The 24,252-nt window shown below is 67.3% G+C and carries 14 protein-coding genes, 2 pseudogenes and 1 CRISPR repeat array; of the genes and pseudogenes, 9 read left to right on the top strand and 7 right to left on the bottom strand.

Translation table 11 applies throughout. The annotated features are described in order from the left end of the window. Positions 1 to 283: 283 nt before the first annotated feature. Positions 284 to 3,934 carry a CHAT domain-containing protein gene (locus CWT10_RS02030; RefSeq protein WP_103062922.1) on the bottom strand — a complete coding sequence of 1,217 codons (3,651 nt, stop codon included), beginning with the start codon at positions 3,932 to 3,934 and terminating at the stop codon, positions 284 to 286. 56 nt (positions 3,935 to 3,990) lie between these two features. Between CWT10_RS02030 and CWT10_RS02025 the strand changes: the two genes are divergently transcribed. The 5 genes and pseudogenes from CWT10_RS02025 (at position 3,991) to cas6 (ending at position 12,170) form a co-directional block, all read left to right on the top strand. Continuing rightward, a complete protein-coding gene (locus tag CWT10_RS02025; protein WP_103062921.1) occupies positions 3,991 to 4,368 on the top strand; it encodes a hypothetical protein in 378 nt (125 codons plus the stop codon). Between the two features lie 654 nt (positions 4,369 to 5,022). Further along, positions 5,023 to 5,809: pseudogene (locus CWT10_RS02020) on the top strand (transposase family protein); the annotation flags it as partial. Between the two features lie 399 nt (positions 5,810 to 6,208). Continuing rightward, entirely contained in the window at positions 6,209 to 7,531 is a 1,323-nt protein-coding gene (locus CWT10_RS02015; protein ID WP_233188124.1) for an OmpA family protein, read from the top strand. Positions 7,532 to 7,860: 329 nt separating this feature from the next. Beyond that, positions 7,861 to 9,244 (top strand): annotated as a pseudogene (locus tag CWT10_RS02010) (IS1380 family transposase). 485 nt (positions 9,245 to 9,729) lie between these two features. After that, a CRISPR array of direct repeats spans positions 9,730 to 10,132; the repeat unit is 37 nt; unit sequence GTCTTAATGCACCTGGAGGTGCGAGGTGCTTCCTGAC. Positions 10,133 to 11,357: 1,225 nt separating this feature from the next. Next, positions 11,358 to 12,170 carry a CRISPR system precrRNA processing endoribonuclease RAMP protein Cas6 gene (gene cas6 / locus CWT10_RS02005; RefSeq protein ID WP_103061967.1) on the top strand — a complete coding sequence of 271 codons (813 nt, stop codon included), beginning with the start codon at positions 11,358 to 11,360 and terminating at the stop codon, positions 12,168 to 12,170. 15 nt (positions 12,171 to 12,185) lie between these two features. Here cas6 and hpt read toward each other — a convergent pair whose 3' ends face one another. The 3 genes from hpt to dacB form a co-directional block, all read right to left on the bottom strand. Then, a complete protein-coding gene (gene hpt / locus CWT10_RS02000) occupies positions 12,186 to 12,740 on the bottom strand; it encodes a hypoxanthine phosphoribosyltransferase (RefSeq protein ID WP_103061968.1) in 555 nt (184 codons plus the stop codon). 133 nt (positions 12,741 to 12,873) lie between these two features. Further along, positions 12,874 to 14,079, bottom strand: a complete 1,206-nt coding sequence (locus CWT10_RS01995; RefSeq protein WP_233188005.1) for a zinc-dependent metalloprotease — start codon at positions 14,077 to 14,079, stop codon at positions 12,874 to 12,876. A 3-nt stretch (positions 14,080 to 14,082) separates the two neighbouring features. Next, the gene (gene dacB / locus CWT10_RS01990) at positions 14,083 to 15,474 is read right to left on the bottom strand and encodes a D-alanyl-D-alanine carboxypeptidase/D-alanyl-D-alanine endopeptidase (RefSeq protein WP_103061970.1); all 1,392 of its coding nucleotides are present in this window, start codon (positions 15,472 to 15,474) and stop codon (positions 14,083 to 14,085) included. A gap of 264 nt (positions 15,475 to 15,738) precedes the next feature. Here dacB and CWT10_RS01985 point away from each other — a divergent pair, with 264 nt between their 5' ends. Beyond that, on the top strand, positions 15,739 to 16,239 hold the full coding sequence (locus CWT10_RS01985) for an inorganic diphosphatase (RefSeq protein WP_103061971.1): 501 nt from the start codon (positions 15,739 to 15,741) through the stop codon (positions 16,237 to 16,239). Positions 16,240 to 16,324: 85 nt separating this feature from the next. Here CWT10_RS01985 and CWT10_RS01980 read toward each other — a convergent pair whose 3' ends face one another. Beyond that, positions 16,325 to 17,770 (bottom strand): C40 family peptidase, encoded by a 1,446-nt coding sequence (locus CWT10_RS01980; RefSeq protein ID WP_233188006.1) that lies wholly within the window; start codon positions 17,768 to 17,770, stop codon positions 16,325 to 16,327. Positions 17,771 to 18,057: 287 nt separating this feature from the next. On the opposite strand from CWT10_RS01980, the gene CWT10_RS01975 reads away from it, so the two are divergent. Beyond that, entirely contained in the window at positions 18,058 to 19,449 is a 1,392-nt protein-coding gene (locus CWT10_RS01975; RefSeq protein WP_103061972.1) for an O-acetylhomoserine aminocarboxypropyltransferase/cysteine synthase family protein, read from the top strand. A gap of 134 nt (positions 19,450 to 19,583) precedes the next feature. On the opposite strand, the gene CWT10_RS16720 is transcribed toward CWT10_RS01975, so the two are convergent. Next, positions 19,584 to 19,721 carry a hypothetical protein gene (locus tag CWT10_RS16720; protein ID WP_158247585.1) on the bottom strand — a complete coding sequence of 46 codons (138 nt, stop codon included), beginning with the start codon at positions 19,719 to 19,721 and terminating at the stop codon, positions 19,584 to 19,586. A 990-nt stretch (positions 19,722 to 20,711) separates the two neighbouring features. Between CWT10_RS16720 and metX the strand changes: the two genes are divergently transcribed. Together metX and CWT10_RS01965 are read left to right on the top strand one after the other, a co-directional pair. Beyond that, entirely contained in the window at positions 20,712 to 21,911 is a 1,200-nt protein-coding gene (gene metX, locus CWT10_RS01970) for a homoserine O-acetyltransferase MetX (RefSeq protein ID WP_103063771.1), read from the top strand. Positions 21,912 to 22,024: 113 nt separating this feature from the next. Further along, positions 22,025 to 23,077 (top strand): alpha/beta hydrolase, encoded by a 1,053-nt coding sequence (locus CWT10_RS01965; protein ID WP_233188251.1) that lies wholly within the window; start codon positions 22,025 to 22,027, stop codon positions 23,075 to 23,077. Between the two features lie 52 nt (positions 23,078 to 23,129). Here CWT10_RS01965 and CWT10_RS01960 read toward each other — a convergent pair whose 3' ends face one another. After that, complete coding sequence (locus tag CWT10_RS01960) at positions 23,130 to 24,206, bottom strand: restriction system modified-DNA reader domain-containing protein (RefSeq protein WP_103063706.1); 1,077 nt, start codon at positions 24,204 to 24,206, stop codon at positions 23,130 to 23,132. Positions 24,207 to 24,252 lie beyond the last annotated feature (46 nt).

Here is a 24,252-nt window from a genome sequence, read left to right as displayed (position 1 = left end):
GCACCTGGAGGTGCGAGGTGCTTCCTGACCCCTACCCCTGGAAACCGCGTCATACCACCACTTCCAGGCTCGAGATCGCCACCGACACCCCTCCAGCCCCCTCCAGCCACCAACTTTCAACGAAGTCATGCGGAAAAGTCGGGGTCAAGACGTACCAAACTTTGTACCGTAGACCAAATCGCAACCTCACCGCCACGCCCCACCAGCCACACACACCCCACAAATACCACCAACCGCACCCGGCGCCACCACCTGAGCCACCTGACTGCGCTTAGCCGCTAGTTCAACGGCCATATCCGCTGAAGTGTGCGTAGGGCACCCATGACAAGGGATCCACCGCGTACCGAGGGTCCAAACGCAGCTCATCGACCGCGTCAGCCACCGCCCGCGCCACGGCCGACGCAAAGTCCCCATCCGTCGGTTCGGCGGCGACGGCCGCGTACAGGCACGTCACGAAGGGCACGACCGAGGAATCTCGCACCGGCAAAGTGGCGGCCACGACCTCCGCGAAGCCGGCCTGCTGCGCCGCCCCGGCCGCATGCAGGGCCTCATCAGGAGCCTCGAAGTCACCCGATGCGGATTCGCAGGTCAGGAGCACCGCCAGTCGCCCCGTGGCCGTGCGACTTGCCGCCAGGTCACGGAGCGTGAATCGACCGTCGGCCAACTCGATCCCGGCCTCGAACGTATCGTCTGGGTCGAGCCGACCGTGTGCGCTGACGTGAAGCAGCGTGCATTTCGGCAGCTCGGCGCGGAAGGCGGCGACTGTGGCGTGGTCGTCGAAGAGGCGGGTCATGCGCGCGCCCTGCATCGCTTCGTTGACCGCTCGGCGCTCGGCCTCCAGTGACCCAAGCCGGTCATCCACGTCGACCGACACGTGTAGCACAGCGTCCAAATGTCCGTCCCTCGCGCCGGGCCGCGGGCCAACCCTGCGGACCGTCGGCAGGTACGATGAAAACGCCCGGTCTTGCACACTTGGCCACCTCGCCAGGTTCTCGAGTCGGCGAGCCGCCTGCGGCTTGTTGCGAGGGTGGACCCCGGCGGCATGGACGGGCAGTAGGGCAAACTCCCCGACCGGCGACCACCACACATGCGGTCGCTCTCCCGTGGTCGCGATCCGGTCCAGGATGGGGGACGCCACACTGACCCAGAGCCACTCCAGGCACTCGAAGACCACATGTGACGCCGAGCGAAAGGTGCCCACGCCGTGGGTCATCTCGGTGCGAAGCTTGTCGCCCCACTCGCGCAGCAGCGCCGCCGAGGCTTCAGGGAGGCGGATCTCCAGCGGTTCGTCAAGCCCTTGAAGGACCAGTGCCAGCGACTCCTCATCCCCGGGGACTAGCAGGACAACCGGGCCTTCGGCCCCGAGACCCCGGTACGCGTCGGGATCGGGCACCGCCTGGCCGAGCGCTGCCGCCGCCGCGTGCGCCCGCAGCCGGAGTTGCTCGTCCGGACGCGCGCTCGGTCGCCGCCCGTCGGCCTGCACGTGCCGGACAAAACCGGACAATGATGCCCACTGTTCGTCCCCGCGCTCCGCAGCCAGCGACAGAGTCTGGAGGCCCTGGCGCCACAGAACCGACCGAACATGATCGGCCCAGGCGAAGGCCTCGAGACGTCGCTGTCCGGCTGCGTGCGCAACGGCGTGGTCCAGCACCTCCCGCATGTAGGTCAGCAGCTCGCGGCGCTCCCCGAGGGTCAGCCCGATCCATGCCACCTGTGTTGTCAGGGAAACAGCTCGACCAAACGCCAAGAACGCCTCTTCGCGATCCCCCAGCGCCTCTGCGTCGCGGGCCCAGCGGACGGACTGACCGAACTTTTCCGCAGGAGTGATCTCCTCAAGCAGAGCAGCGCGACGCTGATTCTCGAGCACCTCCCGGGATGGGGACGAGCCTGGCGTTAGACGCTCGCGCCAGCGTAGAGCCTCGGCGAGGTTCGACAAGGCGGGCAGAAGGCGAGCGTCGCTGGACCCTGCGGCCTCAACCGCTTCCCGACCGGTCGTCACCGCGCGGTTTGCATTCTCCAGTGCCAAGGCGCGGTTTCCGCGCTCCATGAGCATCACCGACCGCTGCCGGTACACGTCAGACAGGTTCGAGATTCGGTGGGCGCGCGCCTGATGGGCCGTCGGCAGGAGGTCGATTGAGCGCTCCAGATGCAGCAGGGCCTGATCCATGTCATCCATCGACCCCGTATTTTGGGCGCGCGCGGCCAACGAGAGCCCGAGATTCGTCGCATATCCGGAGGCCTCGACGGGCCGGTTCGCTGCCACAGCCAGCGCTTCGCCGAACCGTTCGATCGCGGCTACCAGGTCCTCCGGATCACCATCACGCTCGTATCGCTCGGACAGCGCGTTGGCCAGGTTATTCACATAACCGGCGTGGGTCAGCTCATCAGTCTTCGAGGCCGCCACAGTCTGACGGGCGAGGTCGACGGCCTCGTTGAGATCCTGGGAGTTCTCGGTATCCCGGTACCGATCCCGCAGCGCGAGCGCCAGGTCGTTCATCCGCTCGACGACGCGGCTCGCCACGGGTTCACGCAGCTCCAGAGCCTGGCGGTAAAGCTGGATGGCACGATCTAGGCGGCTCCTGTCGGAACGCTCAGTGAAGTCGTCCGACAGGATCACGGCGAGGTTGGTCAAGCGCGCAGCTCGCTCAGAGTGCTGCTCCGGCGTCAGGTCAAGCGCTTCCTCGGCGCGGCTGCGCGCCTCGTCCAAGTCGTCCAGAGAGCCGGTCTCGAGGTAGCGGTCGCGCTGGGCATTGCTCACCGCGGTGAGCGTCGCCGCTCGATACAGACCGGGGGCTGAGAACAGCTTAAGCGCCTCGTCACCCCGCACGAGGGCTTCGGTGAGCAGTGCGGGGTCGGGATACCGCTCGTTCGCATCCCGACACGCCGACACCAGGTTTACCATGGCCACGCCCCGGTCCTGCGACCCCTCGGGCGTGATCTCGATGGCCGTCCGGTAGAGGTCGAGGGCCTCGCTGAGCAGGCCAAGATCCGCGTCGCTTCTGACGGCCTCGCATATCGCCGAGGCCGTGGCCGTGAGGACGAGGGGACGATCCAAGTCGTCGTCGGGGATCCGCCGCAGCGCCGCGCGACCCAAGTCGACTGCCTCATTTGTGAGCGCAGGATCCCCACGCTCCCGCGAAAGGCGTTGGAGCAGGTTGACTAGGTTGGCCGTGTATCCGGGGTGGTCGCGGTGGTCGGCCCCAAGAAGGTCGAGCCCGACCCGCACATGCTCAATGGCCTCCTCAAGGAGTCCATCGTCGACCACGCTGTCGTGCAAACTCTCCAGGGACGCGGCGAGGTTGAAGTGGGCGATGGCCGCATCCTCCGGGTCCGTGGCCTCCGCCGCGGCACGGCGCCCCAACTCCACGACGCGCCGGAGATCCGCCTCCGACGCCCCAGCATGGCTGAGGACCAGCGTGAGGTTACCCTCGATCCAGCGTTCGGCGTCCTCGTCCAACTGGCCGGACGCAAGGGCTGCTTCCCAGAGGCTCACGGCCCGCGCACGCACCGGCTCCGGTACGTCGGCGGCGGTGCCTTCCATCAGTCCCACGGCAAGGTTGGTCTGGCACTCGGCGACCAACTCCAAATCCGTTCCGTCCGCCTCCGCCCTAGCGAGCGCAGTCTCAAGCAACTCCACGAAGCGGGCTAGGTCCTCCAGGTCGTCGCGTTCAGCGAACCGGTCCCACAGCATGAGGGCCACGTCGTGCAGGTGGGCGGCCGACGAACGGCCCTGCCGCTCCACAACCGACACACCGCGCCGGATCGCCTCATCCAGGTCGTCGGGGTCGCTCTCGTCCAGGAATCGCTTGTATAGCGCATACGCTACATGCCAGTGGAGATCGATCCAGTCCGGATCGTCATCGGGCAGGCCATCTGCGGCCTCCATCACCTCGTCCAAAGAACGATCCGTATCCATCGACAGCTCGTCATCCACGGCGGTAGTATGTCAAAGGCTTTGCACCGGCACAGCCCACTTCGCGAGGAGGACCAGTGAGACTGTTCGGCTCTTTCCGCCGCCGCTCAGACGCACCCGAGGAACTCCCCTATCTCGAATTAGCGTCGGCCGAACTCGACAGCAAAGCCGCCACCCTCGTCAGAGACTCGGTCTTGCGCGTCACTTATCACGCCACCCCCGGCGCGCCCTCCCTCACCATCCAGGGGCCTTGTCCGCGTTGCAAACACGTGTTCAGCCAGACCCAACAGCTTGACCTCTCGACTCTGGCGGTCCGCCGCACCGACACCAAACCAGGCGAGACCGCCCGGTGGGCCGATTTCCTTTGCGAATGCAGGGTCGCCCACCCGGGCGCCTCGGACGAACTCGGATGTGGGGCAAGCTTCACGATCATCGTCCCCAAGCCAGCGACCTGAGATGGGCTTGCCAGTGCCGCCCGAGGATCGCATACGTCCCTCCCATGGAGACCTGCGGGCGATTCAGGAGTTGCAACGAACGTTGCTCGAGCAGACTTTGGCGGACGCACGCGTTTGGCGCAACGGCTACACCCTTCTCCTAACGGGGACCGGTGCCGTCCTGACAATGGCCGCTTCTCGTCTCGGGGACGCCTCTTGGAAGTGGCGTCTGGCCTTGACACTCGCCTTGGGTGGGGGGATTCTGCTGCTAACCGTGGCGTTGTGGCTCGTTCTCACCGCAGAGGGAGGGAAACATGGACCCCCGCGCGGACTCAGCCTCGATGCGATCCTGAAGACACACGGCTCCGTCGAGGCGTACCGCGTGGATCAGGCCACCCAGGCCCAAGAGCGCATTCGAAGCTCCCAACGCTGGGCCTGGTTGGGCGCCTTGGCCGTCTTCGTAGGCCTCATGCTTACGCTGTGGCTCCCTTCTTAACGGGTTCTTTCAGTCTTTTGAGCGGCATTGAGCCTTTCTCACCGGGGTTGAGGGCGGGGGTTGGGATCGTTGGGGTGGTGCGGGAAGGTGGGTGTGTCGTTGGTGGGTGCACGCGGGGAGCTCCGGCAGCATGTGTTTCGACAAAGAATAACCAAGCCCGGAAAGAGGCCCCCGCGCGGGTGTCCTATCGTGCCACCCATGGGCGTCCCCGTGGCTACTGCCCGGACCGTGTCCCGGTGGATCGCCGCCCACCGCCGCCGTCATGATGTGCGTCCCTGGCAGCGGGCCGCCACCAGCTGGGTACAGGCTGTCATGCTGCTGCGCTGGCTGATCCACGCCACCGATGTGGCAGGCATCGCCCGCGACGCAGGCGTGTCCCCTGCCACCGCTTACCGGTACCAGCCGCGAGGCCCTGGACGTCGTGTCCTCAAAGGCGCCGGACCTACCCGAGGTGCTACGTCGGCTCAAGGACAACGGGGAGCCGTTCGTGTGCCTGGGGGCGGCACCTTGATCCGCACCGACCGGGTCGCCGAGCGTGACCCCGACACCGGATACCACCTGTGATACTCCGGCAAACACAAGGCACCTCACGCGGGAACATCCAAGTGCTTACCGACTCAACCGGCTATCCGGTGTGGACCTCGCCGGTCGAGCCCGGCTCGGTCCACGACATCAAGGCCGCCCGTACCCATGTGCTGCCAGCCCTATTACCCGGTAGCCGCCGACGGGACGCCCACACTGGCCGACAAAGGCTACGTAGGTGCCGGCATCGGTATCAAGGTGCCCATCAAGGGCTCCAAACCCGACACCGGGGCGCGCTCCTACAACCAGGTCCAAGCCCACCTGCGAGCCCCCGCCGAAACAGCCAACGCCCTGCTCAAGGGCTTCAAGGCCCTCAAGCGAGTCACCCTCGACCCAGCCACCATCACCAAAATCACCACCACCGCCCAAGTCATCCTCAACCTGAACAACAACCTCCCCAGACGAGAAAGACTCAATCTTTGGGGGGTGATGGACTTGCCTAGCCCGTCACCCCCTAAAGAATTCGCCGGACAACTACGGTGACGGTTGTGCATGGTATCAAACTGATGATAGTGTATATATATGAGGTTTCTGTCTAGACGTCGCGTCGTTGGTGCTGGTGCAGCCGTTGGGATCGGTGTTGTCTTGTTTGGTTGTGCACGTGACGTTGACTCGGGCGAGTCCCCGTCGGTAGAGGCGGGTCCTGATCGCCCCTCTGCAGAAGCGTCACCTGGGAGTCTTGACGTTCTTGATTCCAGTGCTATCGCACTGGAATCGGGTTGGGGCGGCAGCTCTGTTAGGGTGATTGTGGGGCCAGCTGTGGTCAAAAATGGCAGAACCATCTTGAAACTAGTCGTGTCAGCTGACGCCGACGAGACGTTCTACGTCAGTATATTGTTCAGCCTCATGGGCAGCAGTGTGTCCTTGAGGGGAATTAAGTTGCTTTCTCTTGAAGATGGTAAGGCCTATTGTGAGATAGGTGAGAGTTCCGCGGGCTTGCTTGACGATCTGGCCGAGCAAGACGAGGTTGAGTTATTTCCGGTGTTTGGCGGATTGCCGGATGGTGTGGATTCGGTAGATGTGTTTCTGCCGAATGTGGGTGTGGCTTTGGGAGTGCCGGTGCTGGATGCGGCGTCTGCTGGGTTTGATGTGGATGCTGCATTGGCGGCCGCGGAGATTGACGAGAGTATCGAGTCGGGTCCGTTTGAGTTGAATTCCGTGGCGGTGGCGGCAGATGGTTCGTCGGATACGGAGAAGGACGATGCGTCGACGACGGTGAATGTGTCGGGGGACGTGTTGTTTGCGACGGATTCGGCGGACTTGTCGGCGGAGGCCGATGAGCTATTGGGGACTGTGGTGGAACAGTTGGCACTGTATCCCTCGGGCGGTGAGCTCGCGGTTACGGGACATACGGATGACGTGAACACCGATGAGCATAACCAGGACTTGTCGGAGCGTCGGGCGGAGGCGGTTTCGGTTCGTCTAGGTGAGTTGACGAATCTGTCGGGTTGGGAGACGGTTGTGTTAGGCAAGGGGGAGTCTGAGCCGAGGGTGCCGAATGATTCGGATGAGAATCGGCAGTTGAACCGAAGGGTGGAGATCCTGCTGACCCCAGCCGATCCCAGTGAGGCCGGTGCTGCCGGTTCGGGCGCGGGCTCGGCTGGTCCTTCTGGTGACATGCCCGAGCCTACGGGCCCAGTGGGTCCCGGCTCGGACGGGGTTGATGTGCAAGTGGAGGGTGTCAACGGCGAGCGTGTTGTTCTGCGAGTCGCGATGGATAGTGTCACGAGGGTCGGCGGCTACTTGGTAGGAACGGTGCATATGGTGGCTGACGGTGAGTTAACGCCGAAAGTTGGGATGTTGGATCTGCCTGAGCAGTTTGTGTTGATGCGCATGTGGGCCGTTTTTTATAGTGGCGCGCCGGGATTTACGTTGCTGAATGGCGACGACAGGTACCTCCTAGTTGATTTCACTGATGGAGATGAGGAGAATATTCCGCTGACCACGGACTTTGTTTACGATTTCCACGCTAATGATGATAGGTGCTTCCCTGTGGTGTGGCCGGATGCGGGCGGTGACGCTGTGACTATGGATATCATCGGACGCTCCGATGACGGTACCTCGGTGGCGGCACGGCTCACCGACATCCCTGTCATCGAGGCATAATCTGTGACACGTCAGACCAAGGGATGGCGGCTAAGGTGTTGGGCATGATGGAGTCAGAGTTTGTAAGCTGTGTGCGCGGTTTGAGGTATCACTAAGCCGCGATGAGCGAGGCGCTATCAATATCTTCCTGGTTGGCGTTTTGGTCATGATGCTGACGGTCGGGATGATTATTGAGCCTTTCTCACCAGGGGAGGCTGTTGTTCAGGTTGAGGATGACTAGCCTCGGTGTTTCGTGGGGTGGTGGGGTTAGGGGTGAAGGTGCCCCGTGTTGCCTGGAATAATGCGGGTTGTTGATGATCCGTCTGTTCCGGGAGGGGGGCACCTTCGGGGTGAATGCTACAGCAGGGGTGTATCCGCGTGTGGGGGTTGAGTCCGGGCCGGTGGCGGCGGTGGGGCTGGCCGGTGGGGTGCTGCTTGCCGAGACGGTGCGAGCCACTGGCCTGGCTGAGGGCCTGTGCCGGGCGCTGGCGCCGTGGCGCAAGGACGGTGCGGTGCATGATCCGGGCAAGATCATCACTGATCTGGCGCTGAGCGTGGCGTTGGGCGGGGGCTGCTTGTCGGATCTGGGTCTGGCGCGCTGTGAGCCGACAGTGTTCGGGAAAGTGGCCTCCATCCCCACGGCCTGTCGCCTGGTGGGGACGCTGGCCGGGGATATCGGGGCGGTGGAGGACGCGATCACCAAGGCCCGGGCGCAGGCCCGCAAGCTCGCGTGGGCGCTGGCGGGCCGGCGCGCCCCCACCGCCGGGGTGGACGAGCAGCGGCCGCTGGTGGTTGATATCGACGCCACCGTGATTGGCGTGCACTCCGAGAAGGAGGGGGCGGCCGGGACGTTCAAGCGGGGTTTCGGGTTCCATCCTTTGACGGCCTGGATCGACCACGGCCAGGACGGGACAGGCGAGTGCGCCGGCATCCTGCTGCGCCCCGGTAACGCGGGCTCCAACACCGCCGCCGACCACGTGCAGATTCGCCGCGGCCCTGGACCAGGCGGGGCTGGGACCCCGACCGGGCAGGCGGGTGCTGGTGAGGATCGACGGGGCCGGAGCCGCCAAGGCCACCCTAGCCGAACTCGAACGCCGACAGGTGGCCTATTCGGTGGGTTTCACCCTCCCGGCCGGCGCAGATGAGCTGTACCGGAAGATACCCGAGCGGGTGTGGACCCCCGCCTACAGCGCCGACGGCGACCTGCGAGACGGGGCGGACGTCGCGGAGTTCACCAGCCTGCTCAAACTCGAGGGCTGGCCGACGGGAATGCGGGTGATCGTGCGCCGCGAGAGGCCCCACCCCGGCGCCCAGCTGCGCCTGGACGACCCCGACGGGTACCGGCTGACCGCGTTCGCCACCAACACCCCTGTCGGCCAGCTGCCCGACCTGGAACTACGGCACCGACTGCGCGCCAGGTGCGAGGACCGCATCCGCTGCGCCAAGGACACCGGCCTGGCCGCCCTCCCGTTCAAGAGCTTCAACTCCAACCGCATCTGGTGCCAGATCGTCGCCCTGGCCTGCGACATCCTCGCCTGGGCCCAGATGCTCGCCCTGGGCGACCATCCCGCCCGCCGGTGGGAACCCAAGACCATCCGCCACCGCCTGCTGAACATCCCTGCCGTACTGGTGCGCCACGCCCGCCGCACCACCATCCGCTACAAGCAAGACCACCCCTGGGCAAGCCTGCTGACCCACGCGATCAGCTCCCTACACGCCCTGGCAGCACCATAAGCCCAGCCATCTTGTCCCTACCCCACCACAACCCCTCGGAGGAAACCCCGCACCGGCCCCAGGAAAGGCCCGACCACCGCACGACGACACGCGGCACCACCCCACACCCACACGCCCCCAACACGCCATAATCAACCCCGGTCCCAACCAATCCCGAACCCCCCAAGCCCAACCCAACCACCCCATGAAACATCAAGGCTAGGGCGGTGGCGGCGATGTTTGAACCGCACCGGGTTTGATGGAGGCAGTGAATACACGGAAGGATCACTGCCGGCAGTGCACAAAGGAAGTACCCCGAAGAGGGCTGCGGGAGCGGGCTACCAGGATGGCTGCGGAGGCCCGTAGGGACCCCGAGCGGTCCAAGGGGGCGAATCTGAAGGATCGCCGAGGAGCTGGGCGCCCCGCCCCGAGGCGCTGCGTACCTGGCACACAAGGCCGAGATCGACGCGGGCGCCCGGCCGGGAACCACCACATCCGATGCTGAGCGGATCAGGCAGCTGGAGGTGCGAGGTGCTTCCTGACCTTTTGCCACAGACAACGCCGCGCTGAAGGCCTTTCTGTCTTAATGCACCTGGAGGTGCGAGGTGCTTCCTGACGAGGTCGGCCAGGATGCCTTGGTTTTCCAGCTCAATGTCTTAATGCACCTGGAGGTGCGAGGTGCTTCCTGACTCGTTAGAGTGGTCGATTTCTTCGACCCTACGTGGGAAGTCTTAATGCACCTGGAGGTGCGAGGTGCTTCCTGACTCACAGACTGGCCTGTGAGAGTACTTTTTGTAGCGTCTTAATGCACCTGGAGGTGCGAGGTGCTTCCTGACTTAGGAAAGGCATGGGGAAATGGCACACGTCTACTTGTCTTAATGCACCTGGAGGTGCGAGGTGCTTCCTGACCCCTGCCTCTGGAAACCGCGTCATACCGCCACTTCCAGAGGCCAGATCGCCACCGACCCCGCAAGCACCCCACGAGACCGGCTAACACCACCCCAAAACTACCACCTTTCGTTGAAAACAAGCCAAGCGCCACCGACACCCCCCAAGCCCCCTCCAGCCACCAACTTTCAACGAAGTCATGCGGAAAAGTCAGGGTCAAAACGCACCAAACTTTGTACCGTAGACCAAATCGCAACCTCACCGCCACACCACACCAGCCACACACGCCCCACCAGCACTGCACGCCACAGCCCCGGACACCACCCACCCGCACCCAACCAACACCACCGACCACCAACGCCCCCGGCAAGCGCCACCTCGAACACCCACCAACCCCGCCGGGACCTCTACTACGCCACTTCACCGTTGAGTACGCCACTTAGGACTTTGCTGAACGGTCCAGAGCCCTTCAACAAACACCTAAATGGCGTAGTAGAGCCCTAACCGGAGTAGTAGAGCCCCAACCGGAGTAGTAAACCCACCGGCCCCGGCCCCAACACGGCTCTTCCAGTTTGAGGGTGTTAGCGGTCGTGGGCGTGGACCCGGCCCGCTGCCGGCCTCGTACTTGGACCGGGCTCCTGCGCTTGGACCGTCTGAGAGTGCGTTCCAGGCAGTCCAACGGCAACCAGACGGTCCATCCGCAGCCAGACGGCCCAACGGCAGCCAGGTGGTCCAACCGCAGCCCGATCGGATAAGGAAGGACCCGGCCTACAACCAGACGCCCTGATCTGCCCACCACACCAACGCGCTAGGCCAGCACCTGGGAGCCAAAGTGTCCAGAATCGGCATGAACATGCCGCCCGGGCCAGCAGCCGCCCTGAAACTCGTTGAAACCATACGAACCTGGTAGACGACGTCGGACGAAGGAACATCGTTCGTGCCGAATCCGGACACTCCCCCCGCCCCGCCAACCCCACCAACCGAACTCGATGGTTATACCGACCGAACTCGATGGTTATATCGACCGAACTCGGCGAAGGCGCCTCAGACCGGGAGAGCCACTAATCCCCTCCGCCTTGCACTCACCCACCCGCGCTCATCGGCCCAAACCCCGGGAAGAGTTTCCCAACACCGCCACGTCGCAGCCCGATCGGTGCCAGGATGTACCCGGTGCGGCATGCCGTGACCACACCGCCGCAACACAGCGCCGTGACGCACGCACTGATCCAAGGAGAGGCAGCCGCCCTTGCCCGCCACCGTTTACATCCGTTTCGATGTCGATGCCCCCGTACGCGCCACGCCGCGGCGCCTCCACGCCGCCTGGGGCCATGTACTGGACTTGCCCGCCGGCCTGTCCCCCGCCCGCGCCCAACGCCTGCCCGGCCTCGCGCACCGACCATCGCATGACGCCCCCGGGCCCAAACCCTACTGTCTGGGCCAGCTGGACGAATCTCCCGGCACGATCGGCATGGAACTGCGCTTCCTGAACGACCGTCTCCTAGACACCCTCGACGCCTGGCTCGCCTGGGGCGGTGTTCTGCCCATCGGCGACGGCGCCCAGCGCACGGTCCTTGCCGCTGCCCTGGAAGCCCAGGTCCTCCAACAGTCCTCCTGGGAGGAACTGAGCCTTCAGGACACCGCCACCGCCTGGAATATCCAACTGCTATCCCCCACCGTATTCACCACACGCGGCCGCCACGGCCTGGACATCACCCCCACCTCCCTGGCTACCAGTTTGCACAGCCGTTGGCTCCGTTGGTCCCCGCATACGGCCCCCACCCTCCCCGGGCACACAGAACTCCAGCGGCTCCTGGCCATCGAAGACCGCACCCACGCCGTCACCGTCGGCCTGGGCATGCCCCGGAGTGACGGCCGCGGCCGATTGGCCGATCGGCACATCCCCGCCCGCGCCGGCCGCCTGCGGATCTGCGGCCCCACCGGTGCCCCGGCCACGGCCGTCTTCTCCCAGCTCATGGCCCTGGCGCGATACACCAACGTCGGCTCGCACACCTCCTACGGCATGGGGGTCATAGACGTCATCCCTGACCCCGCCTGCTGATGGCCGGACTGCCGCTCAGCCCCCGTAGACCTCCGGGCGCAATGTGCCGATGAACGACAGGTTGCGGTACTTCTCCGCATAATCCAGTCCGTAGCCGACCACGAACTCGGTGGGAATGTCGAAGCCGACGTATTTGACATCCACCTCCACCTTGGCGGCCTCCGGCTTGCGCAGCAGGGCGGCGATCTCCACGCTGGCCGCACCCCGACTGGACAAATTGCCCAGCAGCCAGGACAGGGTCAGGCCCGAATCGATAATGTCCTCCACCACCAGCACGTGCCTGCCGGTCACATCGGCATCCAAATCCTTTAGAATGCGCACCACACCGCTGGACTTGGTGCCCGAGCCGTAGGAGGACACCGCCATCCAGTCCATCGGCACCGAGCGGTGCAGGCGGCGCGACAAATCGGCCATCACGTAGACGGCCCCCTTGAGCACACCCACCAGCAGCAGATCGCGGCCGGCGTAGTCGGCGTCGATCTGGGCGGCCATCTCCTCCAGGCGCTGGTTGATCTCCTCCTCGGTGATGAGCACCTGCTGCAGGTCCTGTCCCATGTCCGCGGCATCCATTTGTGCGCCTCCCGGTTGTCCACTGAGCGTCCAAGCACTTGGCGGCCAGGGCAGCGTCGGGTCGACGCGCAGCCTCCGGCCCCACCGAAATCCTTTCACACCTGCCCCGCCCGACGCCCGGCGATCCGAAGCGTTACAGACCCATCCGTTCGATCCAGACCTCCGGTCGGGAGATCTCCGCGGGCCGGGGCAGGTTCTCCGCCCTCCGCCACACCACGTTCAGCCCCGCATGACCCACCCGGCCAACCACGGCGCGCACAAAAGCCGCCCCATCCACGTACTGGGCCCGCTTGGCCTCCACCCCCACCAGCCGCTCCAGCATCGTGCCCGCGGCGCCGTTGGGAGAACGCCCCAGCACGGCCCGCAGCCGGTGCACCGAAGGCATACGGCTGGGCTGGACGGCGTCGAGCACCGCCTCGGCATGACCCTCCAACAGCGCCATGGTGGCGGCGACGGCGGCCAGCCGCTCCCGTTCGGCGACCCCGAGGCGTTCGGTCAGCAGAGGGGAAGGCACACCCGCGGGAGCCGACGCCCCGGCGCGCCACGCCCGGGCCAGAAGTTCCAGGCCGCCCGGCCCGCCCGCCGCCGGCCGGCGCACCAGCGCCTGCGCGATGCCGGTCACCTGCACCGCCAGGTGTTCGGCCAGCCAATGGGCCTCGGTCAACTGGAGCACATGTGCCGCCTCGTGCAGCGTCACCCAGGCGGACAAATCCAACCGGTCCAGGTCCCATCGGCGCTGGAAGTCCAGCACATTGGGCGCCACCAGCAACATGCGGGGTGCGGCCGTCCGCGCCCCCGCAGCGGTGTTCGCCGCCGACCCCGGGGGAGCGCTCTCGCCTCCGGGCCCCGTCTCGCCCGGCAGTACCTGCCCCAGCACCCGGGTCGACACCAATCCGAGCAGGCCGGCCACGGCAAGGCCGGCCGTGCCGCGGCCGATGGCCGCCGACGGCCCCAAACGGGCGTGCGCCGGCTCCGGCACCCGTCCCATGAGTTCGCGCAGGAAGGCGGCATTGGCCCGCTGCAGGCCCGCCCGGTCCACCACCAGCACGCCGGAGACATCCGCGGCCAGTCGTCCCGCCCGGGTCAGTCCGGTGATCTGCGCCGCCCAGGGCAAGGCGTCCTCGGCGCTGCGGCGCAGCAGGGCGACAACACCGCGGCCCACCGCCCGGGGCACGCGCGGCCCGGCCGGTGTCGCCAGCCGCGCCAGCCCCAGCGCAGCGTCCCAGTCGACGCCGTCGGCGGCGCTGCTCCCGGTTGCCGCACCATCGGAGCCGGCACGCCCGCGCACATCCCCGCGGGAGGCGGCGAAGTCAACCGGCCCGCCACGCAACTCACTCACCGTTCAGCCCCCGCAGCCGCAGTCGGCCAGCGGGGAGACCAGGTCGTCGTCTATGGCCAGCCGGGCCGAGTACAGTCCGCCCTCGGCAAAGCCGTCCACAATCACACTGAAGGCCAGCAGGCGCCCGTCGGCGGTGACCACGGTGCCGGTCAGGGAGGCGACCGTGTCCAGCGAACCGGTTTTGGCACGCACGGTTCCCGCACCGGAGACGCCCACAAAGCGGTCATCAAGCGTGCCATCCAGGCCGCCCACCGGCAGCGCGGTCATGAGGCTGCGGCCGGTGGTGCCGCCGTCGTCCCCCGCCGCCCGGGCGATGATCTGGGCTAGCAGCCCGGCCGGCACCTTATTGCCCAGCGCCAGCCCGCTGGCGTCGCGCATGATGACGCCGCTGGTGTCAAAGCCGTCGTCCCGCAGGCGGCCCAGCACCGCCCGGGTCGCTCCAGCGAAGTCGGCCTCCTCACCGGCGGCCAGGGCCACCAGGCGTCCCTCAACCTCCGTCATGGTGTTGTCGGACTCCTTCAGCGACACCGACAGGATGTCGGCCAGCGGGGCCGAGCTGACGGCGGCGACCTGCGTGGCACCCCCGCCGGCGGCGGCGCGGGTGACGGTGCCGGTCACCTCGATCCCGGCCTCACGCAGGCGGTCGGCGAATACCTGGGCGGCCTCCAGGGCGGGGTCTGCCGGATACCCGCCGGAGGCGTAGGCGGTCACGTCAACCATCAGCGGCTGGATTGGGGCGACCCAGGACTCGTTGCCCTCCACCCAGGCGTCGTTCCAGGTGGGGCCCGTGAACAGGGTGTCGTCCAGGGCCACATTCACGCTGGTCACGCCGCGCTCCTGAAGCTGCTTGGCGGCGGCACGGGCCAGATCACCCAGGCCGGCGCGGCCCACAGTGGTATCGGGATCGCCGGCGTCGGCGGCCAGCAACACGTCTCCGCCACCCACCAGGGTCAGGGTGGTGCCCTCCAGGACGGCGGTGGTCTGCAACCTGTGGTCCGCGCCCATCAGGGACAGCGCCGCCCAAGCCACCGGCACCTTGTTGGAGGAGGCGGGAGTCAAGGGGGAGCCGGCGCCATGGTCTACCAGCTCCCGGCCACTGGCCACATCCACAATCGACACGCCGGTGGTGGCCTCGCCGACGCGCTCATCGCCGGCCAGCGTGCGCGCCAGGACGTTGAGCTCGGCGGCGTCGGGCACGGGCGCCTCGGCCAACCCGGGGGCGGCGTCGGGCTGTTTCGCGGCGGCGGAGACGGTCGGGAAGGGCTGGACGGCGTAGTCGGCCGGCGAGGCGGTCAGCACGCCGGGCACCAGATCGAGGGCGTCGGCCAGGCCGTAATAGGCGCCGACGACGACGAGCGTGGCAGCCGTCAGGGCTGCGATCTGGGCCTTATGCACGGCTCCTCCCGGTCGGTTCGGATGCTGCGGCGCCCGGGGAGTTGCGGCCGCATCCGCGGCGGGCCGCACGGCTTTCCCCTCCGGATGCGCCGTCATAGTCCACACTAGTGCCAAAGGGACCGGCCCTCCCGGCGCGACGTCGTCTCCGTCGTGTCACGGGCCGGTCGACGACCCGCATGCGGGCCGGGCTACACCCGCCGTCGGCCCGGCCGCTCGGCCCCGGGGCGTCAACAACAGCCGACAACGCCAGGAACGGAGACAGCCGTGGAATTCGATGTGACGATCGAGATCCCCAAGGGGAACCGCAACAAGTACGAGCTCGACCACACCACCGGGCGCATAAAACTGGACCGGATGCTGTTCACCTCTACCCGCTACCCGGACGATTACGGGTTCATCGACGACACCCTGGGCGAGGACGGGGACCCGCTCGACGCGCTGGTCCTGCTGGAGGAACCCACCTTCCCCGGCTGCCTGATCCGCTGCCGCGCCCTGGGAATGTTCCGTATGCGCGATGAGAAGGGCGGAGACGACAAGGTCCTGTGCGTGCCCGCGGGTGATCAGCGCGCCTCCTGGCGCACCGACATCGAGGACGTCTCGGAGTTCCACCGCCTGGAGATCCAGCACTTCTTCGAGGTGTACAAGGACCTCGAGCCGGGCAAGAGCGTGGAGGGCGCCCACTGGGTCGGCCGTGAGGAGGCTGAGGCGGAGATCCGCCAGTCCTACGAGCGTGAGGCCGCCCGCAGGGCCCGCGAGGGGCACTGAGCCAACCGGACCGCTCCATATGCGCGGTGGCCGCAGGCACCACATCGGGTACCTGCGGCCACGAGCTATCCGGGCCGGTCGGCCCTCAGGGGCGCACGGCGTAGGGCATGATCTGGTAGTACCAGACGGCGCGGATGGTCACGCCGCGACCGGCATTGGCGTCGATCAGCATGCCGTCCCCCAGATACATGGCCACGTGGTAGATGCCGGGCTGGGTGCCGTTGGAGGACCAGAACAGCAGGTCGCCGGGCTGCGCCTGGCTCAGGGGGATCTTGTCTCCCTGCCCGTACTGCACGCGTGAGGAGTGCGTCAGGTACACCCCGGCATTGTGGTATGCGCGCATGACCATGCCCGAGCAGTCCACGCCCGAGTCCGACTCCCCGCCCCACACGTAGGGGATGCCCAACTGCGCCTTGGCTCCGGCGATGGCCGCCTGTGCCTTGGAAGTGGAACTCGTGGACGTTGACGGGGCGGTCGTGGTCTGCTGCTGGGAGGAACCGCCCGAGGAACTCCCGCCGGAGGAGCCCGATGAGGAGTCCTGAGAGGAGGACGAGCCCGATTCCGAGTCGGCGTCGTCGGAGGGGCCGGCGTCGTCGGACTGCTCTGACCGGCTCGGGGCCGACGCGGAGGGATCCTCGGTCGGCTCGGCCGGGGACTCTGAGGAGTCGGGCTCGGAGGACTCGGCGGGCGCCTCCGGCTGGGCCGGTTCGGCGGGATCGCCCCCGACCTGATCGACCTCCTCCTTGGCGGCGGCCTCCTCCTGCGCCTTTCGGTCCGCCTCCAACCGCTCCTGGTAGGCGGTTTCCAATTCGACGGTGGTGTTGCGCTGCTCGGCCAGCTGAGCGATCAGGTTGGCGCGCTCGGTCTGCGCCGAGGTCTGCGCCGCCTGCGCGGCCGTGGCGGCGGCCTCGGCATCGGCCTTGGCGTCGGCGGCGTCATCGGCCGCGTCCTGCTTGTCCTCCAGCTTGGTGTCGGCGATGGACTGCATCGTGTCGGCAACCGCCTGGAGGGCCTCGACGTTCTGCAACTGAGAGTCGGTGTTCTCCCCCGCGCGCTCCAGGGCCACACTCACATCGGTGACATCACCGAGGGACTGGCCGGACAGGTATGGGGCCAGCACATCCAAGGTGCCGCCACTGCCCTCCTCATAGGTCTCAGCGACGATGGCGCCCAGATCGGCGCGGGCCTCGCGGGTGTCCGCGGCGGCCGCGTCGGCGGCCTCCTGGGCGTTGTCCGCATCGGTGGTGGCGGCGTCAAGCTCGTCGAGCGCGGTCAGGTAGTCCTCATTGGCCACCGCGGCCGCAAGTTCGGCGGCACTGGTATTCGCACTCAGCTGCGCCAACTCGGCTTCGAGTTCGGCGATGGAGGTCTGCGTGGTCTGCTCGGCGGACCTGGACTGGTCGATGTCTTCCTGAGTCACCTCATCGGACGCCGCCGCCGGAGAGAGCGTGACCGCAAGAGCGAGTGCAGCGGCTATGGCGCCGACGCGCCGGGCGGTGCGGGCTTGGCGCATGCGATTGGTCGTGCTCACAAGTTCTCCGTAGATGTTCCGGCGCGCCTCCTTGACCGACGCACCCGTGTATCTCCTGAACCTTACCCACCAATATCCTCAAGAAGAACAGTTACATCATAAGTCACAACAGTCTCACGAGCACGCCCACGTACCACAAACCCCAGAATCAAGCGGATCTACGACACACGTCCATACTGTGTGCTGTTTGTCACATCTCATGCTGCGGTAGCGTTCTACCCACGCGCCAACCGGCCCATCGCCTCCCGGCTGCCTCTCAAGATCCATCACCGATCCAAGGAGTTCTCATGGCTGACGCCCCGTCCGACACCCCGGTGCACATCCCCTCCCCCGCCGACCCGACCGGCTGGCACTTCGAGACCATGCAGGTGCAGGCCGGCCACACCCCCGACTCCGACACCGGTGCCCGCGCCATTCCGATCTACCAGTCCACGTCCTTCGTCTTCCCCGACGCCCAGGAGGCCGCCGACCGCTTCGCCCTGAAGTCACTCGGCCCGATCTACACGCGGCTGGACAATCCCACCAACCAGATCGTCGCCCGCCGCATCGCCGCACTGGAAGGCGGCATCGGCGCCCACCTGGTCTCCTCCGGCATGGCCGCGCAGGCCTTGACCTTCACCACCCTGGGTGGGCAGGGCAGCAACATCGTCGCCTCGCCCTCCCTGTACGGCGGCACCGTCAACCAGCTCAAGCACGCCCTGCCCAAACTGGGGATTGAGACCCGTTTCGTCTCCGACCCGGCCGATCCGGCCGCCTGGACGGCGCAGGCCGATGAGCGCACCATCTGCTTCTTCGGCGAGTCCATTCCCAACCCCAAGGGCGACATCCTCGACATCGAGGCGATCGCGCAGGCCGCGCATGCGCTGGGCATCCCGCTGGTGGTGGACAACACCGTCGCCTCGCCCTATCTGATCCGCCCCTTCGAGTGGGGAGCGGACATTGTGGTGCACGCCGCCACCAAGTTCCTCGGCGGCCACGGCTCCACCGTCATGGGTGTGATCGTCGACTCCGGCAACTTCGACTTCGCCTCCCAGCCCGAACGTTTCCCGGACTTCAACACCCCCGACCCGTCCTATAACGGTCTGGTCTATGCGCGTGACCTGGGCGTGGACAGCCCGCTGGGCAACATGGCCTTCATCCTGCGGGCCCACACCGCCGGCCAACGCGACCTCGGCTTCGCCGCCAGCCCGACTGAGTCCTTCCTGATCGCTCAGGGAGTCGAGACACTCTCGCTGCGCATGGAGCGGCATGTGGATAACGCACTCGCCGTGGCGAAGTGGCTCGAGGGCCAGCCCGAAGTGGCCGAGGTGCGCTACTCCGGGCTGGAGTCCAGCCCCTACTACCAGCTGCACCGTAAGTACTGCCCGCGGGGCGCCGGCAGTGTCTTCGCCTTCGACCTGGCCGGCGGCCGTGAGGCGGGAGCGGCCTTCATCGACGCCCTCGGACTATTCTCCAACCTGGCCAATATCGGCGACGTCCGCTCACTGGCGGTGCACCCGGCCACCACAACGCACTCCCAGCTGTCCGATGACGAGCTCGCCCGCGCCGGCATCAGCGCCGGAACGGTGCGCCTGAGCATCGGCATCGAGCACGTCGAGGACATCATCGCCGACCTCGCGCGGGGCCTCGCCGCCACCACCGAGATCGGTCGAAATAACCACCGAGTTCGGTCGAAATAACCACCGAGTTCGGTCGAAATAACCACCGAGATCGGTCGAAGTTGCGTGGCTTTTGCGGTTTGAGGGGCGGTTAGTGCCGTGCTTCGGTCAGGGGTTCGTGGATTGGGCAGGGGCTCGGCAAAGTCGTTGGGTGGTCATGGAGTTGTTAGGAGTTTGATGGCTTTGGTGGGTCTTCGTGTCATGGCCCGGTTGGCTGAGGCGATGCCGGTGGTGGTGGGGTCGTCGTAGGTGGTGCGGATCAGGCTTATGGCCAGGTTGCGCAGGATCGCCATGACCTCAGGGGGTCGGCAAAGTCGGTGTCTGGGTTGGGGGTTGTTAGGGGTTTTCGGCGTGTTGGTGGGGGTGCGGCGCGATCTTCCGGAGACGATGGAGGTGTTCGAAAAAGCCATTGTCTTGGAAGGTCGCGCCGCTGTGTCATCATCCCCCACCGCCCCCTTGTCGCGCCAGCCCCTGATCGGAGTGTTCAAGGGTGTCCCGGACCCGCGTGATCGGCGCGGGTCCGGGACAGTGGCGAACACCCCTGTCAGGGGCTGGCGCGACAAGGCAGGAGTGGTGGATGATGACACAGCGGCGCGACCTTCCGTGATGATGTTGATTTAGCACCACATATCCTCACCGGCGGGTCGCGCCGCACCCCCACCAACACGCCGAAAACCCCTAACAACCCCCAACCCAGACACCGACTTTGCCGACCCCCTGGTGGATTGGGCTAGTGGTGAAGTGTTGGGCCAGGTGGCCAGGTGTTCGGGACGACTGGAGCGCCACTCAAGGCGGCTGCCGCCCGGGATGGCTGCAACCTGAGCCCGGCCACCAACACCACCAGCCCCACGGCCTCGGCCACACAGGCGCCGCTGGCCCATAATGCCCTACCTGTTGGTGCCGGACCCCTGGGTGCACCTACTACGCCACTTCGCCCACCACTGGACCGCCTGGCTGCCGTTGGAGCACCTGGCTGCGGATGGACTACCTACCTGCCGTTGCCGTTGGACCACCTGAAACGCACTCTCAGACGGTCCAAGCGCAGTAGCCCGGTCCAAGTACGAGGCCGGCAGCCGCCCGGGCCCGCAGCCGGTCGGTACGGCAGCTGGCCGGGACGACATCCACCACCCGCAACACCCACACGAACCACGTCCTCAAGCCGAAGCGCCGATTCAGAGCGGCAACAGGTGACGGCAATGCGATCCGCAGCGACTCCACGCAGGTACACCATCACCACCGACCCCACGTCCGGACCTCGCCCGCTTACAGCCGCCCCGGCTACCATGACGGCCATGACCGCGCCCATTTCACAGGTGCCGGGGGTCGGCACGGCGACCCTCAAACTCGTCGACCGCTCGGCGGGCTCCCCTACGGGTGCCTGGCGGCCAGGTGACGACCCGGGGCGCCGACACTTCCTGGAGATCGGCGACCTGCCCCTAGATTCCGGCGAGATATTGCCGGAGACCCACCTCGCTTTCGAGACCTGGGGCCGGCTGAGCCCCGCACGCGACAACGCCGTCCTGGTGCTGCACGCCCTGACCGGCGACTCCCACGTCACCGGCGAGGCCGGCCCCGGCCACCCGACCGCCGGCTGGTGGGACACGCTGGTCGGCCCCGGCCGCGCCATCGACACTGACCGCTACTACGTGGTGGCCGCAAACATTCTAGGCGGCTGCCAAGGATCCACCGGCCCCTCGTCGACGGCGCCGGACGGGCGTCCCTGGGGCTCACGCTTCCCGTGGTTGACCACCCGCGACGCCGTGCGCGCCGAGTCGCGCCTGGCGGACGCCCTCGGCATTGACGCCTTCCACCTGGTCATCGGTGCCTCCCTGGGCGGACACCGCGCTCTGGAGTGGGGCGTGATGCACCCCGAGCGTGTACGCAACCTGGCCCTGGTGGCCACCGGCGCCTGCACCACCGCCGACCAACTCGCCTGGTGCCACCTGCAGGAGCTGGCGATCGTCTCCGACCCGTACTTTTTCGACGGCGACTACTACAACCACCGCATCGGACCAGTGCGTGGGCTCGGCCTGGCCCGCGCCATCGCCCACACCACCTACCGTTCCGCCGAAGAGCTGGACACCCGCTTCGGTCGTGCCCATCAGGGCCAGGAGGATCCGGCGGTCGGCGGCCGCTATCAGATCGAGTCCTACCTGGATCATCACGCCGGCAAGCTGCTGGCCCGCTTCGACGCCAACACCTACCTGATCGTCAACCACTCCATGATGGTTCACGACGTCGGCGCTGGCCGCGGCGGCATCCGGGCGGCCCTGGGCGCGGTGACAGCCCGCACGCTGGTGGTCGACGTCGACTCCGACCGCCTGTTCCTGCCCGCGCAGGCCGAGGAGCTGGTCGACGGCATCCCCGCCGCCCGGCGCACCACCATCCGTTCACTGCATGGACACGATGGCTTCCTGATCGAGGCCGAGCAGATGGACGCCGCCCTGCGCACCTTCCTCACCGAGGACGAGCCGAGCCGGTGAACGTCCCCACAGATCCCGTAAGCGGCGCCGCCCCCGCAAACAGCCCGGCCGCCGCCCCCGCAGACAGCCCGGCCGCCGCCCCCGCAAACAGCCCGGCCGCCGCCCCCGTAGAAGTGGCCCCGGTCGACGCCTGGGGGCAGGATGTGCTCGGGCCAGGTTTCCGTGCCCGCACCCTGCGCCTGCTGCCGGACGCCGAAGACGACGACGCCGTTGCCACCTTGGTCCACCACGTGCCGGTGCTGGACCCGCAGGCCCTGCCCGGCACCCCGACGACCCCGCGCTTCGCCTTCCTGTTCCTGCACGGGTGGAACGACTACTTCTTCCACACCGACCTGGCCCGCGAGATCTCCCGCATGGGCGGTGCCTTCTACGCCCTGGACCTGCGCCGCTACGGACGGTCACTGCGCGCGGGACAGATGGCCGGCTGGGTCACCTCGCTGACCGACTACGATGAGGAAATCGGCCTGGCCCTGGCGACCATTCGTGCCGCCGAGGGGTGGCGGACCCCAACCGTCCTATATGGCCACTCCACCGGCGGCCTGGTGGCGGCGCTGTGGGCGGACCGTCACCCGGGCGCCGTCACCGCCCTGGTGCTCAACTCCGCCTGGTTGGCGATTCAGGGCGCCGAACCGGTGCGGCTCGTGGGGCGGCCGGTGCTACGCACCCTGGCCCGCCGCGACCCGCGCATGGTGATTCCGGTGCCCGCCTACCCGCCCGAGAGCCTGCGCAGCATTGTTGACGGCTGGGACACCGAGCGCGACGGTGCCCTGCCCGATCCCGCCTGGGAGGGCGACCCCTATGTCACCGGCTGGAACGTGGACCGCCGCTGGAAGATGGTGCCCTCGGCTCCCATTCGCCCCGGCTGGCTGCTGGCTATCCTGGCCGGTCAGGCGCGGGTGGCGGCCGGCCTGGACGTGCGCTGCCCGGTTTTGTCGCTGGGGGCCGCTCGCAGCCATTTGAGCGTCACCTGGACCGCGGACTCGCGCAGCACCGACACGGTTGTGGACGCCGACGCCACCGCCCGCCGCGCCATCGGCCTGGGCAAGCTGGTCACGGTGGCCCGTTTCGACGACGCCGTACACGACGTGGTCCTGTCCGCTCCGCCCGTGCGCGAGCAGGTCTATTCGGCGCTGCGCCGCTGGCTGCGCGCCTATGTGCTCACCTGAGCTCGCGGCGCCTGCCCCGGGGAACCGGCGCTTGACCGCGCAGTAAGCCCGCTTACTGCCGGGCGGCGCGCCGGGAGACGCGCCTGCCGCCGCCCGCGGTGGTCACGGTGCTCAGCAGGTCGCGCAGGCTCGGACCGCCCACGCCCACGCGCCACACACGCCAGCCGTCGATGTCCTGGGTGTGCTGCGCGGCGTTGGCGGCCGCCGAGGGATCACGGTGGGTGGTGCCGTCGGCGAGGGTGATGGTGCCGTCGGCGGCCAGAGTCGCGCGGTGGTCTATGCCACGGCGTCTGCGCAGCCATATCAGCGTAGCAGGGGTGTCCAGGGTGCGCGCGATCGCTGCCAACGCCCTGGCCGAGTCCTCACCCGCGGGAACGGTGGGTTCGGCGCCGAGCACCACCCCGTCCATCCGGTGTCCGCTGGCGGGACCGGACGACGCCGAGGCCGCCGGGGCGGCGGCGCGCGGGCCGGGCGGCTGCGCCACCGCCGCGGTGGGCGTTACGGCCTCCGCCGGGAGTGAGAAGTCCTCCGCTGACGCCACGGAGGTGGCGGAGGTCGCGAAGCGCCCGGAGTCCAGAGCTTGAACGAGTGCATCGGAGCGCAGCAGCTCCACGGATGCCATGGCGCGCCCGTCCTCGGTGGAGCGGACCTGCAGTTCATGCACCTCCACCCCGGAGTCGGCGATCATGCCGACGCATGTGCGCACGTCGTCGGCAATGGTGCCGGCCAGGATGGTCAGGCGCGGCCCGGGTTCGACCCGGGCGGGCATGATGCCGTGGAAATCGCCCCAGTCGCGCTCGAAGGCGGGCGCTCCGCCCGGGTAGCGGGAGGCGAGCTGATCACGGCTGGTGCGGGCGGCGTCGGTGGTGCGCGCCATGGCCAGCAGCAACGCGGTGGAGTCGAGCACGTCAAGCACCTCAATGGTGATGACCTGCCCAGATGCATCCAACGCGGTCAGGGCGTCACCTCCAACGATCTGGTCCCAGTAGATGGCCAGGAGGGGGCGGCGCAGCACCTCAGAGATCTGTCGGCGTACGGCTGCCTGAACGGCAGTGCGGTCCGCGTCGGTGGCGGGCCTACCGACAGCCGCGGGCTGAAGTCGGTCGTCCTTGAGGTCAAAGAGCGCCATCTTGGTGTGCCTTCCTGTCCGGCGCTGACCGCCCCGACGGGTAGCG

The sequence above is a fragment of the Actinomyces qiguomingii genome (assembly GCF_004102025.1).
GTDB classification, from domain to species: domain Bacteria; phylum Actinomycetota; class Actinomycetes; order Actinomycetales; family Actinomycetaceae; genus Actinomyces; species Actinomyces qiguomingii.
The sequence above is the reverse complement of the archived record's forward strand: the minus strand, read 5'-3'. Positions and strand labels throughout refer to the sequence as shown.

Excerpts from the sequence above, each read along its gene's own strand:
- hpt (WP_103061968.1), bottom strand. The coding sequence starts at position 12,740 with ATGGATGCCGCGGACATGGGACAGGACCTGCAGCAGGTGCTCATCACC.
- CWT10_RS01975 (WP_103061972.1), top strand. The coding sequence starts at position 18,058 with ATGGCTGACGCCCCGTCCGACACCCCGGTGCACATCCCCTCCCCCGCC.
- CWT10_RS16720 (WP_158247585.1), bottom strand. The coding sequence starts at position 19,721 with ATGGCGATCCTGCGCAACCTGGCCATAAGCCTGATCCGCACCACCTAC.
- metX (WP_103063771.1), top strand. The coding sequence starts at position 20,712 with ATGACGGCCATGACCGCGCCCATTTCACAGGTGCCGGGGGTCGGCACG.
- CWT10_RS01960 (WP_103063706.1), bottom strand. The coding sequence starts at position 24,206 with ATGGCGCTCTTTGACCTCAAGGACGACCGACTTCAGCCCGCGGCTGTC.